Annotated in this window: 14 protein-coding genes; 5 read left to right on the top strand and 9 right to left on the bottom strand. The window is 64.5% G+C overall.

Annotation, left to right across the window (positions count from 1 at the left end):
* Position 1: 1 nt before the first annotated feature.
* Complete coding sequence (locus OVY48_RS14095) at positions 2 to 646, top strand: hypothetical protein (RefSeq protein WP_313923275.1); 645 nt, start codon at positions 2 to 4, stop codon at positions 644 to 646.
* A 69-nt stretch (positions 647 to 715) separates the two neighbouring features.
* Here OVY48_RS14095 and ndk read toward each other — a convergent pair whose 3' ends face one another.
* The 3 genes from ndk to OVY48_RS14080 all read right to left on the bottom strand — a co-directional run bounded on the left by ndk (position 716) and on the right by OVY48_RS14080 (position 3258).
* Positions 716 to 1138 carry a nucleoside-diphosphate kinase gene (gene ndk / locus OVY48_RS14090; RefSeq protein ID WP_313923274.1) on the bottom strand — a complete coding sequence of 141 codons (423 nt, stop codon included), beginning with the start codon at positions 1136 to 1138 and terminating at the stop codon, positions 716 to 718.
* An 89-nt stretch (positions 1139 to 1227) separates the two neighbouring features.
* Positions 1228 to 1665 (bottom strand): DNA polymerase III subunit chi, encoded by a 438-nt coding sequence (locus tag OVY48_RS14085; RefSeq protein ID WP_313923272.1) that lies wholly within the window; start codon positions 1663 to 1665, stop codon positions 1228 to 1230.
* Between the two features lie 147 nt (positions 1666 to 1812).
* The gene (locus OVY48_RS14080) at positions 1813 to 3258 is read right to left on the bottom strand and encodes a leucyl aminopeptidase (RefSeq protein ID WP_313923271.1); all 1446 of its coding nucleotides are present in this window, start codon (positions 3256 to 3258) and stop codon (positions 1813 to 1815) included.
* Positions 3259 to 3452: 194 nt separating this feature from the next.
* On the opposite strand from OVY48_RS14080, the gene OVY48_RS14075 reads away from it, so the two are divergent.
* From OVY48_RS14075 to rsmA, 4 genes are all read left to right on the top strand, one after another.
* Positions 3453 to 5717, top strand: coding sequence for an LPS-assembly protein LptD (locus tag OVY48_RS14075; protein WP_313923270.1), 2265 nt, complete (start codon positions 3453 to 3455; stop codon positions 5715 to 5717).
* An 85-nt stretch (positions 5718 to 5802) separates the two neighbouring features.
* Positions 5803 to 7188, top strand: a complete 1386-nt coding sequence (locus tag OVY48_RS14070) for a peptidylprolyl isomerase (RefSeq protein WP_313923269.1) — start codon at positions 5803 to 5805, stop codon at positions 7186 to 7188.
* Entirely contained in the window at positions 7181 to 8188 is a 1008-nt protein-coding gene (gene pdxA / locus OVY48_RS14065) for a 4-hydroxythreonine-4-phosphate dehydrogenase PdxA (RefSeq protein ID WP_409593690.1), read from the top strand. Before OVY48_RS14070 ends, pdxA begins: the two co-directional genes overlap by 8 nt.
* Positions 8181 to 9017, top strand: coding sequence for a 16S rRNA (adenine(1518)-N(6)/adenine(1519)-N(6))-dimethyltransferase RsmA (gene rsmA / locus OVY48_RS14060; protein ID WP_313923268.1), 837 nt, complete (start codon positions 8181 to 8183; stop codon positions 9015 to 9017). The genes pdxA and rsmA overlap by 8 nt, the downstream gene beginning before the upstream one ends.
* 10 nt (positions 9018 to 9027) lie before the next feature.
* On the opposite strand, the gene OVY48_RS14055 is transcribed toward rsmA, so the two are convergent.
* From OVY48_RS14055 to leuD, 6 genes are all read right to left on the bottom strand, one after another.
* Positions 9028 to 10542: a M56 family metallopeptidase gene (locus OVY48_RS14055; protein ID WP_313923267.1), complete on the bottom strand. Its 1515-nt coding sequence runs from the start codon at positions 10540 to 10542 to the stop codon at positions 9028 to 9030.
* Complete coding sequence (locus OVY48_RS14050) at positions 10539 to 10907, bottom strand: BlaI/MecI/CopY family transcriptional regulator (RefSeq protein ID WP_069066995.1); 369 nt, start codon at positions 10905 to 10907, stop codon at positions 10539 to 10541. Before OVY48_RS14050 ends, OVY48_RS14055 begins: the two co-directional genes overlap by 4 nt.
* A 164-nt stretch (positions 10908 to 11071) precedes the next feature.
* A complete protein-coding gene (grxD, locus tag OVY48_RS14045; protein WP_069066020.1) occupies positions 11072 to 11404 on the bottom strand; it encodes a Grx4 family monothiol glutaredoxin in 333 nt (110 codons plus the stop codon).
* Positions 11405 to 11464: 60 nt separating this feature from the next.
* On the bottom strand, positions 11465 to 11698 hold the full coding sequence (locus OVY48_RS14040) for a BolA/IbaG family iron-sulfur metabolism protein (RefSeq protein WP_037475732.1): 234 nt from the start codon (positions 11696 to 11698) through the stop codon (positions 11465 to 11467).
* A 10-nt stretch (positions 11699 to 11708) separates the two neighbouring features.
* Positions 11709 to 12032 carry a DUF1476 domain-containing protein gene (locus OVY48_RS14035; protein WP_037475734.1) on the bottom strand — a complete coding sequence of 108 codons (324 nt, stop codon included), beginning with the start codon at positions 12030 to 12032 and terminating at the stop codon, positions 11709 to 11711.
* Positions 12033 to 12088: 56 nt separating this feature from the next.
* The gene (gene leuD / locus OVY48_RS14030; protein WP_069066019.1) at positions 12089 to 12682 is read right to left on the bottom strand and encodes a 3-isopropylmalate dehydratase small subunit; all 594 of its coding nucleotides are present in this window, start codon (positions 12680 to 12682) and stop codon (positions 12089 to 12091) included.
* Between the last annotated feature and the right edge of the window lie 62 nt (positions 12683 to 12744).

The raw sequence follows: 12744 nt of genomic DNA, 5'->3' as shown, positions 1-12744 counted from the left end.
AATGACGGACACGCCCGACACCCCCACCGAACAACGTGCCGCTGAAGCCGCCGCGATTCGCCGCCGCTGGATCACGCTGGGCGAAATGCTGGCGCTGCTGGCGGTCAGCATTTCCGGGCTGACCCTCTATCTCAACTGGTCGGACAAGCAAGACGAGCGCGCGGAAAAGGCGATCGCAAGCCGCCAGGCATCCGTCCGCGCCGCCAAGCTGGTGCTCAATGCCCGCGCGGATGGCGACGACCGGCTGATATTGACCCCGGCCGCTGCCGACCAGATCGTGCAGAGCCAGACCTTTCTCTTCCCCACCGCGCTGGATATTGCGCCCGTATCGACCACCGGCGAAGCGCGGATCGAGGCACGCTGGTTCGACAATGCGCTCAAACGGGCGCGGGACAAGGCCAAGCTGCCCGACAATAGCGTGGGCGACGAAAAGCTACCCGTGTTCATCACCACCCGCTTCGTGGTGAATGGCGAGGCACGCGAAGATCGCGCCATCTACGATATCGGCTATGGCATATCGGGCCGCTGGCTGTCGGGCCATGACGTGACGCTGCGCGGCCTGTCGCTGGTCACGCGCGAAAACGGCAAGTCCCCCGCCGCGACCGTCGATGCGCGCTGGGCGGCCGTCGTCACCGCGCGCAACTGACGCGGCTCCACGAAAAAGCCCGGCCCTTCGTGGAAGGACCGGGCTTTTCCCGCTCGAAAGGATCGGGCTTTAGCCGACGATTTCTTCGGACTTGAAGAAATAGGCGATTTCAATCGCGGCATTTTCTTCGCTGTCCGAACCATGGACCGAATTGGCTTCGATCGATTCGGCCAGTTCCTTGCGGATCGTGCCGACGTCGGCATTGGCCGGGTTGGTCGCGCCCATGATGTCGCGGTTGCGCTGCACGGCATTTTCGCCTTCCAGCACCTGGACGACGACCGGGCCGGAGATCATGAAGGCGACGAGGTCGGCGAAGAAGGGGCGTTCCTTGTGAACGCCGTAAAAGCCTTCGGCCTGTTCGCGGCTCATGCGGATGCGCTTGGAAGCGACGACGCGCAGGCCTGCTTCCTCCAGCATCTTGGTGACGGCGCCGGTCAGGTTGCGACGGGTCGCGTCGGGCTTGATGATGGAAAAGGTGCGCGTGACGGCCATGGCCCTCGATACTCCGAATGGGTGGAAATGCTGGCCGCGCCTTTAGACGGGGCCGTGCTGCGCTGCAAGAGGCTTAAACCGGAGGTGATCTATGGCCCCTGCACCCATTTGCGGCCCTCCTGCCGCCAGAAGCGCGGTTCGACGCCCTCACGCTTCGACAGGGTCCGCCAACTTGCCCGCGCACCATCGATCGTATCAACATCGAAAAAATAGAAGGCCCGCTCGAATTCCAGCGCCTCGTCGCGCCACACGCCATCGGCCAGCGCCACATGCCGCGCACCATTGGCGGCCGCGCAGGTCGGGGCGAGCAGGATCGGCTGCACCGCCTCATCCCCCTCGCCTGCCTGTCCATGGGCGAGGAAGCTTTCGGGCGGCCCGGCCCACAAGCCTTGCGATATCCGCTCGCGCCGATCGGCCGTATCCGCCACCACCAGCAGCCGCGCACCCAGCCCCAGGATGCGCGCCGCGATGGCGGGCAACACCTGTTCGACCGGATCGCGGCTCAGCTGGTAGAAATCGACCTGCATGATCGTAAAATCCTAACCCCGTTCGCCCTGAGCCTGTCGAAGCCTGTCCTGAGCGCCTGCCTTAGCAGGCAGTCGAAGGGGGCTGTTCTTCTTTGCACAGAAGGACAGGGCTTCGACAAGCTCAGCCCGAACGGGCGTGGGGGTATCTTACTGCTCGAACTTGTCCGCCACCAGCTGGTCGATCAGGCGCACGCCATAGCCGGTCGCGCCCTTGTCCCATGTCGCGCCGGGCTTGTCGGACCATACCATGCCGGCGATGTCGAGATGCGCCCATTTGACGCCATCGTCGATGAAGCGCTTGAGGAACTGCGCGGCGGTGATCGACCCGGCATAGCGCCCGCCGATATTCTTCATGTCGGCGATCGGGCTGTCGATCAGCTTGTTATAGGCGTCGGACAGCGGGAACCGCCACAATTCGTCGCCGCTGGCCTTGCCCGCCGCGATCAGGTCATCGGACAGGCCATCGTCGTTCGAGAAGAGGCCCGCATATTGGTCGCCCAGCGACACCAGGATCGCGCCGGTCAGCGTCGCCAGATCGATGACGACTTCGGGCACATAGGTTTTCTGCGCCCAGGTCAGCGCATCGCACAGCACCAGCCGCCCTTCGGCGTCGGTGTTGAGCACTTCGATCGTCTGCCCCGACATGGAGGTGACGATGTCGCCAGGCCGTTGCGCATTGCCGTCGGGCATATTTTCGACGAGGCCGCAAATGCCCACGACATGCGCCTTGGCCTTGCGCCCGGCCAGCGCCTTCATCGCGCCTGCGACCGCGCCAGCGCCGCCCATGTCCCACTTCATGTCTTCCATGCCGGCCGCCGGCTTGATCGAGATGCCGCCGGTGTCGAAGGTCACGCCCTTGCCGACGAACACGACCGGCTTGTCCGAAGTGCCGCCGGTGCCGTCCCATTCCATCGCCAGCAGTCGCGCTTCGCGCACCGACCCCTGCGCCACGCCGAGCAGCGACCCCATGCCCAATTCTTCCATCGCCGCGCGGTCGAGCACGCTGATCTTGATGCCGAGGTCCGCCAGGTGGCGGCAGCGCTCCACGAAGCTTTCGGGGTAAAGAATGTTGGCGGGCTCCGACACCAGTTCACGGGTGAAGGCAACGCCCGCCGCCACCGCTGCCCAACGATCCCAGGCCGCGCCCGCATCGTCCAACACGATCGTCACCGTTTCCAGCGTGGGCTTGGCCTTTTCGGCCAATTTGGTGCGGTAGGTGTCGATCCGCCAGCTGCGCAGCAGCGCGCCGAAGCCCAGCCGCGCCGCGCCCTCGCCCGTCACGTCGCCGACGAACTCCACCGCGACATGAGTCGCGCCGCTACTCAGCAGCTTCGCCGTCAGCGCACCGCCCGCGCGCTCCATGTCGGCGTCGCTGCCGCTGCCGGTGCCCACCAGCACGATACGCAGGATTTTGCCGCCCTCTTCCACGAAACTCTCGAAGCTGGACCCGGCTTCACCGGTGAAGCGCGCAGCGGCGGCGCCTGCCACCAGCGTCGCGGACGCGACGAGCGGCAGGCTGGCCAGCGCGCCCTTGGCAACGGCAAAGGCCAGGCTGTCAGTGTCGGGACGGGTCGGGCTGATGACGATATCCATGGATGGACCTTTTCTTGCTATGGGGACGGCTTTGGGGGCGTCTGGCCCGCTGATGTTCGTCAGATAGTGCGGCGAACCGTGTCTGGCAAAGCCGTTCGACCGATTTACCGCAAAAGACCATGGTCGCATGATTGCGGCGCGGGCGAAGCAATGCGATAGGCGGGACGATATGCGCCCCCGTTTTGAGGCTCTTTTTGTTGGTCACGCCCCTTTTCCCGTTTCGTTCCGCTTTGTTGCTGGGCAGCGCTTTGCCCCTGCTGGCGCTGGCCCCGCAGGCTTTGGCCCAGCAACTCAACGAGCCGCCAACACCCATAAGCGCGCCCGATGCGCCCGTGCCCACCAATGACGACCAGATCGGATTCGCCGCCGACGCGCTCGAATATGACAGCAATCAGGAAGTCGTCACCGCCAGCGGCAATGTCCAGTTGCTGCGCGAGGGCAACCGCCTGCGCGCCGACAAGGTGGTGTGGGACCGCGATACCGGCAAGGTCCAAGCGCTGGGCAATGTCTCGCTTACCGACGCGGAGGGCAATATCGCCTATGGCGACCGGTTCGACGTAACCGACACGCTCAAGGACGGCATGGTCGACAATATGCTGCTGGTGCTGCAGTCGGGCGGGCGGCTGGCATCGGCGACGGGCACGCGCGTCAACGGCGTCTATACGCTCAACCGCGCCGCCTATACCGGCTGCGCGGTGGAAGACAGCAAGGGCTGCCCCAAGGAACCCACCTGGCAGATCAATGCGGTCAAGGTCATCTACGATCCGAGGCGCGAACGGGTCAGCTATACTAACGCCAATATCGAATTGTTCGGCCTGCCGCTCATCCCGCTGCCGGGCCTCTCCCATCCGGTCGGCGAAGCGGGCGGCAGTGGTCTTTTGATGCCCAATCTGCGCTATGACCGCAATAACGGCTTCGAAGTCGCGCTGCCCTATTTCTTCAAGCTCGCGCCCAACCGCGACCTGACGCTCACGCCGCATGTCTATACCAATGCGCTGCCCATGCTGGAGGCGAACTACCGCCATCTCTATGATCGCGGCGCCTATCAAGCCACCGGCTTCCTCACTTATGGCAGCCGCGTCGCGACCGGCGACAGCCCGATCGGCACCACCCCGGTCGACGCGCAAAAAGATATTCGTGGCTATATTGACGCCACCGGGGCGATGCAGCTGACGCCGGAATGGAGCCTGGACGGGTCGATCCGCTTCGCGTCCGACCGCACCTTCCTTCGCCGCTACGACATCAGCCGCGATGACCGGCTCCGTTCGACCCTTGGCGCACAACGGATCGGCGACAACAGCTATTTCTCGATTCGCGGCTGGGCCGTGCAGACGCTGCGCGCGGGCGATTCGCAGGGCCAGACCCCGATCGCCCTGCCGCTGATCGACTATCGGCTGCGGCTGAAAGACCCGCTGCTGGGCGGTGTGTTGCAATTGCAGGCGAACACATTGGCCATCACCCGCACCCATGGGCAGGATACGCAGCGCGCCTTCACCGCCGCCGAATGGAATTTGCGCACGCTGACCGGCCTTGGCCAGGAAGTGACCTTCACCGGCTATCTGCGCGGCGACGTCTATCATAGTAGCGACAATGATCTGACCACCGTCGACACCTATGCGGGCAGTCCGGGCTGGCAGGGTCGCGGTATTGCGGCGGCCGCCGTCGATATGCGCTGGCCGTTCGTGGGCGAAGCCTTTGGCGGGGTACAGCGCATCGCGCCCCGCATCCAGATCGTCGCTGCGCCACGTCTCGCCAATTTGTCGCTGCCCAATGAAGACGCCCGCGCCGTCGATCTGGAAGACAGCAACCTCTTCGCGCTCAATCGCTTCGCCGGTTATGATCGGTTCGAGGATTCGACGCGCATCACCTATGGCCTGGAATATGGCCTGGATCTCCCCGACTTCTCGCTCCAGAGCATCGTCGGGCAAAGCTATCGCCTGGACAGCCGGGAAAATATCCTGCCCGACGGCACCGGCCTGTCGGGTCGCACATCCGACATCGTCGGCCGGGTAACCGCACGCTACAAGGATTTCATCAGCCTCACCCACCGCTTCCGCGCGGACAAGGACAATCTGGCGGTCCGCCGCAACGAAGTCGATGCGACGGTCGGCAGCAAAAGCACCTATGTCATGGTCGGCTATCTGCGCCTCAACCGCGATGCCGACGACACGTTGGAGGATCTGCAGGACCGCGAGGAAGTGCGGCTGGGCGGCCGGGTGCAGTTTGCGCGCTTCTGGTCGGTGTTCGGGTCGACCGTCATCGACCTGACCGATGCCAAGGAAGATCCGTTGAGCGCGGCGGACGGCTATGAGCCGGTACGCCACCGGCTGGGCGTCGCTTATGAGGATGATTGCCTGACGCTTGGCCTCACCTGGCGCCGCGATTATGTGGCCAATGGCGACGCGCGAAAGGGCAATGGCTTCCAGCTACGGCTAGCTTTCCGCAATATTGGCATATAAGGATCAGCCTTCCCGCGTCCCGTCAGGACTGGTTAAGGCGGCCCCGCGCATTGACGCAGGACCGTATTGGAGATTTTTGCCGACGATGCTGCCCCTGGTTCCCCTGCCTTACCGCATCCGCCATTCCCTGCGCTCCGGCCTGCGCACCGCGCTCGCCTCCAGCGCGCTGTTCAGCATGGGGGTTCAGGGCGTCGTCGCACAGACCGTCGATGACGGGGGCGATGTCGCGAACCAGCAGCTTAACCTGCCGAAGGAAGTCACCGTCTTTGGCAAGAGCGATCCCAATGTGCGCAAGGCAACCGCGATCATCAACGGCCGCATCCTGACCGGCACCGACATCGACCAGCGGCTTGCGCTGATCATCACCGCCAATGGCGGCAAGGTCGAAGCGGAAGAAAAGGAGCGGCTGCGCCTGCAGGTGCTGCGCAACCTGATCGACGAAACGCTCCAGATCCAGGAAGCCGCCGCCAACGACATCAAGGTCGATCCAGCCGAAATCCAGCAAAGCTATGAGCGGGTCGCAGCGAATTTCCGCCAGTCGCCGACCCAGTTCGAAGCCTATCTGCGCACGCAGGGTAGCTCATCGGCCAGCATCAAACGCCAGATCGAGGGCGAACTGGCGTGGAGCCGCCTGCTCCGTCGCAATGTCCAGCCCTTCGTCAACGTGTCGGAAGACGAAGTGCAATCGGTCATCGACCGGCTGAACGCCGCCAAGGGCAGCGACGAATATCGGATCGGCGAAATTTATCTGTCGGCAACGCCGGAAAATCGGGCGCAGATCATCGCCAATGCGCGCAACATCATTCAGCAGATCCAGCAGGGCGGCAGCTTCCCTGCCTATGCCCGCCAGTTTTCCGAAGCCTCGACGGCGGCAGTCGGCGGCGACCTGGGCTGGGTTCGCCCCGCGCAGTTGCCCCCCGAACTGGCACAGGCAGCCGCCGAAATGCAGGTCGGGCAGATCGCTGGCCCCATCGAAACCGTCGGCGGCGTGTCGCTGCTCTACGTCATGGACAAGCGCAAGGTGCTGACCGCCGATCCGCGCGACTCGCTGCTCAGCCTCAAGCAGCTTTCGGTCCTCTTCCCCAAGGGCACGACCAAGGAACAGGCCAGCACCAAGGCCGCCAGCTTCGCCGCCGCGATCAAGGAGATCAAAGGCTGTGGCCAGGCGAACGAAGTCGGTGCGCGGATCGGGGCCGACGTGGTCGACAATGACAATGTGAAAATCCGCGATCTGCCGCCGCAGTTGCAGGATATTTTGCTGAACCTCCAGGTCGGCGAAGCCACGCCGCCCTTCGGCTCCATTACCGAAGGCGTGCGCGTGCTGATCGTCTGCGGTCGCGACGATCCGGCATCGGCCAATGCGCCCAATGCCGAACAGATCCAGGCGCAACTGGAAGAAGAACGGGTCAACCGGCGTGCGCGCATCTATCTGCGCGATCTGCGTCGCGATGCGGTGATCGAATATAATTGAGGCCGTCTCTTTAGCACCCTTCGCGGTGCCGCTGGGCGATCCGGCCGGGATAGGGCCGGAGATCGTCGCCAAAAGCTGGGTCATGCGTGAGGCACGCGGCCTTGCCCCCTTCTTCGCGGTGGGCGACCCCGCCGCCCTGCGCGCCGTGTGGCTCGGCCCGATCATCCCGATCAGCGCGCCGGAAGAAGCGACGGCGGCCTTTGCGACCGGCCTCCCCTGTCTCGAAATCGCCAAGGCGGGCGAGATCGTGCCGGGGGCGCCCAGCGTCGATGGCGCGCGCATCGCCTTTCAGGCGCTCGAAGTCGCGGTTGGCCTAGCCCGTTCCGGTTCGGCCGCTGGCATCGTCACGGCGCCGGTGGGCAAGGAACAGCTGTATGGCGTCGGCTTCACCCATCCGGGCCAGACCGAATTCGTCGCCGAACGCTGCGGCGTTTCTGCCCATAATGCGGTGATGATGCTGGCCGGACCATCGCTCAAGGTCGTGCCGATCACCATCCATATCGCGCTGGCCGATGTGCCCGCCGCGCTCACCATCGATCTGATCCGCGCCCGCGCCATCACCACGGCCAAGGGGATGCAGAAGAATTTCGGCATCGCCCGCCCGCGCCTGGCGGTGGCTGGGCTTAACCCCCATGCCGGGGAAAATGGCGCACTGGGACGTGAAGAGATCGAGATCATCCGCCCTGCGATCGAACAGTTGCGCGCCGAGGGTATGGACATTGTCGGCCCCCTGGCCGCCGACGGCATGTTCCACGCCCGCGCGCGCGAAACCTATGACGTGGCGCTGTGCATGTATCATGATCAGGCGCTGATCCCGATCAAGACGCTGAATTTCGACGATGGTGTCAACATCACGCTCGGCCTGCCGATCGTCCGCACCTCGCCCGATCATGGTACAGCCTTCGGTATCGCCGGGACCGATAGCGCCAATCCGGGCGCGATGATCGCAGCGATCCGCATGGCCGAAGCGGCCGCCCGCGCCCGCATCGCTTATGGTTGAAACCCGCCCGGCATTGCCGCCGCTGCGCGACGTGATCGCGCGCCATGGCCTCGCCGCCAGCAAGGCGCTGGGTCAGAATTTCCTGCTCGACGAACAATTGCTCGACCGGATCGCTGCCATTCCCGGCCCCCTGGATGGGCAGCCCGCCTTCGAGGTCGGCCCCGGACCCGGCGGCCTGACCCGTGCCATCCTGCGCGCAGGCGCACGGCTCGTCGCGGTCGAGCGCGACCATCGCTGCCTGCCTGCGCTTGCCGAACTGGAGGAGGCCTTTCCGGGTCAGTTGCGTGTGATGTCCGGCGACGCGATGGAAGTGGATGCCCGTGCCGAGGCTGGTGAGGGCGCGCATATCATCGCCAACCTCCCCTATAATGTCGGCACGCCCCTGCTCGTCGGCTGGCTGTCGGCGGCCTGGGAACCGCTGCCCTGGTGGTCCAGCCTGACGCTGATGTTCCAGATGGAAGTGGCCGAACGCATCGTCGCTCAGCCCGGCACCGACCATTATGGCCGGTTGGCCATCCTGTCGCAGTGGCGCAGCGAGGCGCGGATCGCGATGAAGGTGCATCGCAGCGCCTTCACTCCCCCGCCTAAGGTCATGTCGGCGGTCGTGCATATCACCGCGAAACCCTCGCCGGACGGCGTCCAGCTCAAGATGCTCGAACGCCTGACCGCCGCTGCCTTCGGTCAGCGCCGCAAGATGCTGCGGCAAAGCCTCAAGGGCCTACCCGGCGCGCTCGACGCGCTGGCAGAAGTCGGCATCGATCCGCAGCGCCGCGCCGAAACCGTCAGCGTCGAGGATTTCGTAGCCGTGGCCCGCATCCTCAGCCGCTGACGGCGCGCAATCAGTTGCGCTGACCGTCGATCTGCGCGATTTCCTCGTCCAGGTCGCGTAGTACGTCGGCGCGAATACGATCGGACATATGCGTTGCCCGTTCCACCTTCGCCCGCGCCTTCATCAACCCCGCGCGCGCCGATCGCAGCGCCTGTGCTTCGATCTGCGCCTCGCAAATGCGGATGCGGATGGCGCGGCGACCATTGCTGTCCACCGTCTCGCGCTGGCTAACCGTCCGGTCGCCATCGCAACCCTTGCGGACATCCACCACCGGCACCATCCGGGCAATGTCCGCCTCGGTCGGGATGGCAGGGGTCTGTCCCCACTGATTGGCACGACTTACGCTGATACGCGCCCTTTCCTCGCGCCAGGTCACCGGCGGCGCAGGGGGCACTGGCGGCACAGGTGCGATCATGTCGGCGGCAGGCACGATCGGCTCTGGCGGCACGGGCGTCATCGGCGCGGTTTCGGCCGCGATGGTCGCAGCGGTCGGCACGTCGGGGACGGTTGCAACGGCTGGCACTTCCGGCACGGTCGCAGCGGCGGGCCGGGCGACCAGATCGCCCAGCCGGGCCAGATCAGCGGATTCGACGGTCTCGCTGATCGCCGCCATTTGCTGCGCGGCGCGGCTGCCCGATGCGGTGAGCGCGAGGCCGGTGGCGGTGACGATGGCGACAGCCGCCATGCCCCAACTGATCCGCTGGAGCGAAATTTCATGGTGCGAAAGCATGGCAAGCCTCCCCTTGAGTGTAGCAATGCGATTGAGATGACAGGCGGCGACGAATTGCCGCCCGCCTGCGGCTTTCAGGATGGCGCGGCCATAGGCATGGGCCTGGTCGCGGCCATAAAGCGAGAGGACGCGCGCATCGCAGGCGGTTTCCTGGTCGGCGCGATAGGCGCGGTAGGCGATCCAGGCGATCGGGTTGCACCAATGAACGCCAAGCAGCAGCAGCGCGACCATATTGGCCAGCAGGTCGCCGCGCTCATGATGCGCGCGCTCATGCGCGACCGCCATTTCCTGCTCCAGATCGTCATAGCGCTGCGCGAAATCGACCGGCAGGACGATCATCGGCCGCAGCACGCCAAAGGCCAGCGGCCCCGATGCCTGCGGGCTGGCGATCGTGCGGATGCGCCCCTCCTGCCCCAGCAATACGGAGCCATCGAGCATATGGCGACGGAAACGGATGTAGCCCACCGCCTGGAACAGCAGAAACGCCAGCAACCCGATGAACCAGAGCGCAATCCCCGTTTCCAGCCAAGGGAAACCTGATGCCGAGGCCGCTTGCGGGTTATTTGAAAGCGCCAGCAATCCGGGCAGGCCCGACTGATCGACCGCGATATGCAGCGGCGAAGGCGCAGCCACCTCCTGCGGCAGCACCGGCAAAACCATGCGCAGCAACGGCAAGACCCAGAGGCTGTACGCCGCCCCGGCCCCCAGCCAGCGCGCGACCGGGCGGCGCAGCAGCATCACCAGCGCCATCAGCAAGCTGGTGGCGATCAGCGTTTCGACGATCCAGACGCTCATGATTTCAGCCCTTTGAGGATGTCCTCCAGCTCGGCGATGTCCTCCGCCGTCAACTGATCCTGGCTCGCCAGCTGCGCGACCAGTGGCGAAATGCGGCCGCCGAACAGGCGATTGACCAGCCGCCCCGATTCGCCCGCGACATAATCATCGCGCGCCACCATCGGCCGATAGAGAAAGCGGCGACCATCCTGGTCGGCGGCGATGATATCCTTGGCCATCAGCCGCGACAGCAATGTCTTGACCGTCTGGACGCTCCAGTCGCGCGCAGCCGCGACGCGGTCGGCGACATCAGTGGCGGTCTGCGGCGACTGTTCCCACAGCGCCTCCATCACCACCAGCTCGGCTTCACTGATCTTGTCGCCTATGTCCGCCACGCGCCTGCGTCTCCCGTTCAACTACATCTGTAATCGCATCGATTACATGCGTAGTCAACGCAGAAAAGCGAAGAAGCGGCGGCCAATCCCATCAGCCACAAAAAAAGGCGGCCCGCACTGGACCGCCTCCTTCAATCTCGCCTTATCCATCGCGATCAGCTCGCGGCGGCAACGCCCTGATCAGTCATCAGCTGGTGCAGTTCGCCCGCTTCATACATTTCCATCATGATGTCGCTGCCGCCGACAAATTCGCCCTTCACATAAAGCTGGGGAATGGTCGGCCAATCGGAAAAAGCCTTGATCCCCTGCCGTACGGCCTGATCCTGCAGCACATCGACCGTGTCATAGGCCACGCCCAGATGCTCCAGGATCGCAATGGCGCGGCTCGAAAAGCCACATTGCGGAAAGAGCGGCGTGCCCTTCATGAAAAGCACCACGTCATGGGCACCCACAAGTTCGGCGATCCGCTGATGCACGGCGTCGGTCATGATCGAAAGTCCATTCCTGTCTGGCGTCGCGATAGGCGGACGCATACTATCCATGCGATCTTAGTTGGGAACCGCCGTGGTCAGTTGCAAGGCGTGCAGCACGCCCCCCATCCGCCCGTCCAGCGAAGCATAGACGGCGCGCTGCTGCGCCACCCGGCTCATGCCCCGGAAGCTCTCCGCCACCACGCGCGCGGCATAATGGTCGCCGTCACCGGCCAGGTCGGTAATCTCAACCTGCGCATCGGGAATGGCAGCGCGGATCATGTCGGCAATTTCGTCGGCGGCCATCGGCATCGCGGCGGCCTTACTGCGCTTCGATGAACATACGGCGCGCGACGACCGCCTGCTCTTCCAGCGCGGCGCGGACGCCCGGCTCGTCAATCTCGATCCCGGCCGATGTCATGTCGCCCACCAGCTTGCGGATCACATCCTCGTCGCCCGCTTCCTCGAAATCGGCCTGCACCACCGCCTTGGCATAGGCGTCGGTCTCTTCGGGCGTCAGGCCCATCTTCGCTGCCGCCCATTCGCCCAGCAGACGGTTGCGGCGCGCCTGAATGCGGAACTGCATTTCCTGGTCATGCGCGAACATATTTTCGAATGCCCGTTCGCGATCGTCGAAAGTCGTCATGCCCAAAAGCCCTGTTCAAAGCGGATATCGAAAATCAGATAGGCAGAAGCGCGTAATTACGCAACGGCAGGGATCATCCAGGGGCGATCCTGCGCGACGCTCTTTTCATAGACGGCAATCCCGTCCGCATCGCCCAGCGTCAGGCCGATCTCGTCCAAGCCGCCCAACAGGCAATGTTTGCGGAAAGGGTCGATCTCAAACGCGAAACGGTCCTGAAACTGCGTCGTGACCGTCTGTTGCTCCAGGTCGACATGGATTTCGTCGGTCCGTGCGACTTCCATCAGCCGGTCGATCGCCGCCTGCGGCAGCACCACAGTCAATATGCCGTTCTTGAACGCATTGCTGGAGAAGATGTCGGAAAAGCTCGGCGCGATCACCACCTTGATGCCCAGGTCACCCAGCGCCCAGGCGGCATGTTCGCGGCTCGACCCGCAACCGAAATTGTCGCCCGCGATCAGGATCGGGCTGCCCGCATAGGCCGGATCGTCAAAGACATTGCCCGGTTCCTTGCGCAACACCTCGAACGCGCCCTTGCCAAGGCCGGTGCGCGAAATGGTCTTGAGCCAGTGCGAGGGGATGACGATGTCGGTGTCGACATTCTTCATCCCGAACGGATAGGCCTTCCCCTCGACGGTCGTCAGCTTCTCCATCAGCGCGCCTGCTTGGCTTCCGCTGCGGTCAGATCTTCGGCCCGGCCGAGCGTGGCGGCCAT

It is taken from the genome of Sphingobium sp. SA2 (genome assembly GCF_032227065.1).
Taxonomy (GTDB): Bacteria; Pseudomonadota; Alphaproteobacteria; order Sphingomonadales; family Sphingomonadaceae; genus Sphingobium.
Note: the sequence above shows the minus strand (reverse complement) of the source record. Positions and strands in the feature narration are given on the sequence as shown.

Excerpts from the sequence above, each read along its gene's own strand:
- grxD (WP_069066020.1), bottom strand. The coding sequence starts at position 11,404 with ATGACCGACGCCGTGCATCAGCGGATCGCCGAACTTGTGGGTGCCCAT.
- rsmA (WP_313923268.1), top strand. The coding sequence starts at position 8,181 with ATGGTTGAAACCCGCCCGGCATTGCCGCCGCTGCGCGACGTGATCGCG.
- OVY48_RS14085 (WP_313923272.1), bottom strand. The coding sequence starts at position 1,665 with ATGCAGGTCGATTTCTACCAGCTGAGCCGCGATCCGGTCGAACAGGTG.
- OVY48_RS14080 (WP_313923271.1), bottom strand. The coding sequence starts at position 3,258 with ATGGATATCGTCATCAGCCCGACCCGTCCCGACACTGACAGCCTGGCC.
- OVY48_RS14070 (WP_313923269.1), top strand. The coding sequence starts at position 5,803 with ATGCTGCCCCTGGTTCCCCTGCCTTACCGCATCCGCCATTCCCTGCGC.
- ndk (WP_313923274.1), bottom strand. The coding sequence starts at position 1,138 with ATGGCCGTCACGCGCACCTTTTCCATCATCAAGCCCGACGCGACCCGT.
- OVY48_RS14055 (WP_313923267.1), bottom strand. The coding sequence starts at position 10,542 with ATGAGCGTCTGGATCGTCGAAACGCTGATCGCCACCAGCTTGCTGATG.
- OVY48_RS14035 (WP_037475734.1), bottom strand. The coding sequence starts at position 12,032 with ATGACGACTTTCGACGATCGCGAACGGGCATTCGAAAATATGTTCGCG.
- OVY48_RS14095 (WP_313923275.1), top strand. The coding sequence starts at position 2 with ATGACGGACACGCCCGACACCCCCACCGAACAACGTGCCGCTGAAGCC.
- OVY48_RS14040 (WP_037475732.1), bottom strand. The coding sequence starts at position 11,698 with ATGCCGATGGCCGCCGACGAAATTGCCGACATGATCCGCGCTGCCATT.
- leuD (WP_069066019.1), bottom strand. The coding sequence starts at position 12,682 with ATGGAGAAGCTGACGACCGTCGAGGGGAAGGCCTATCCGTTCGGGATG.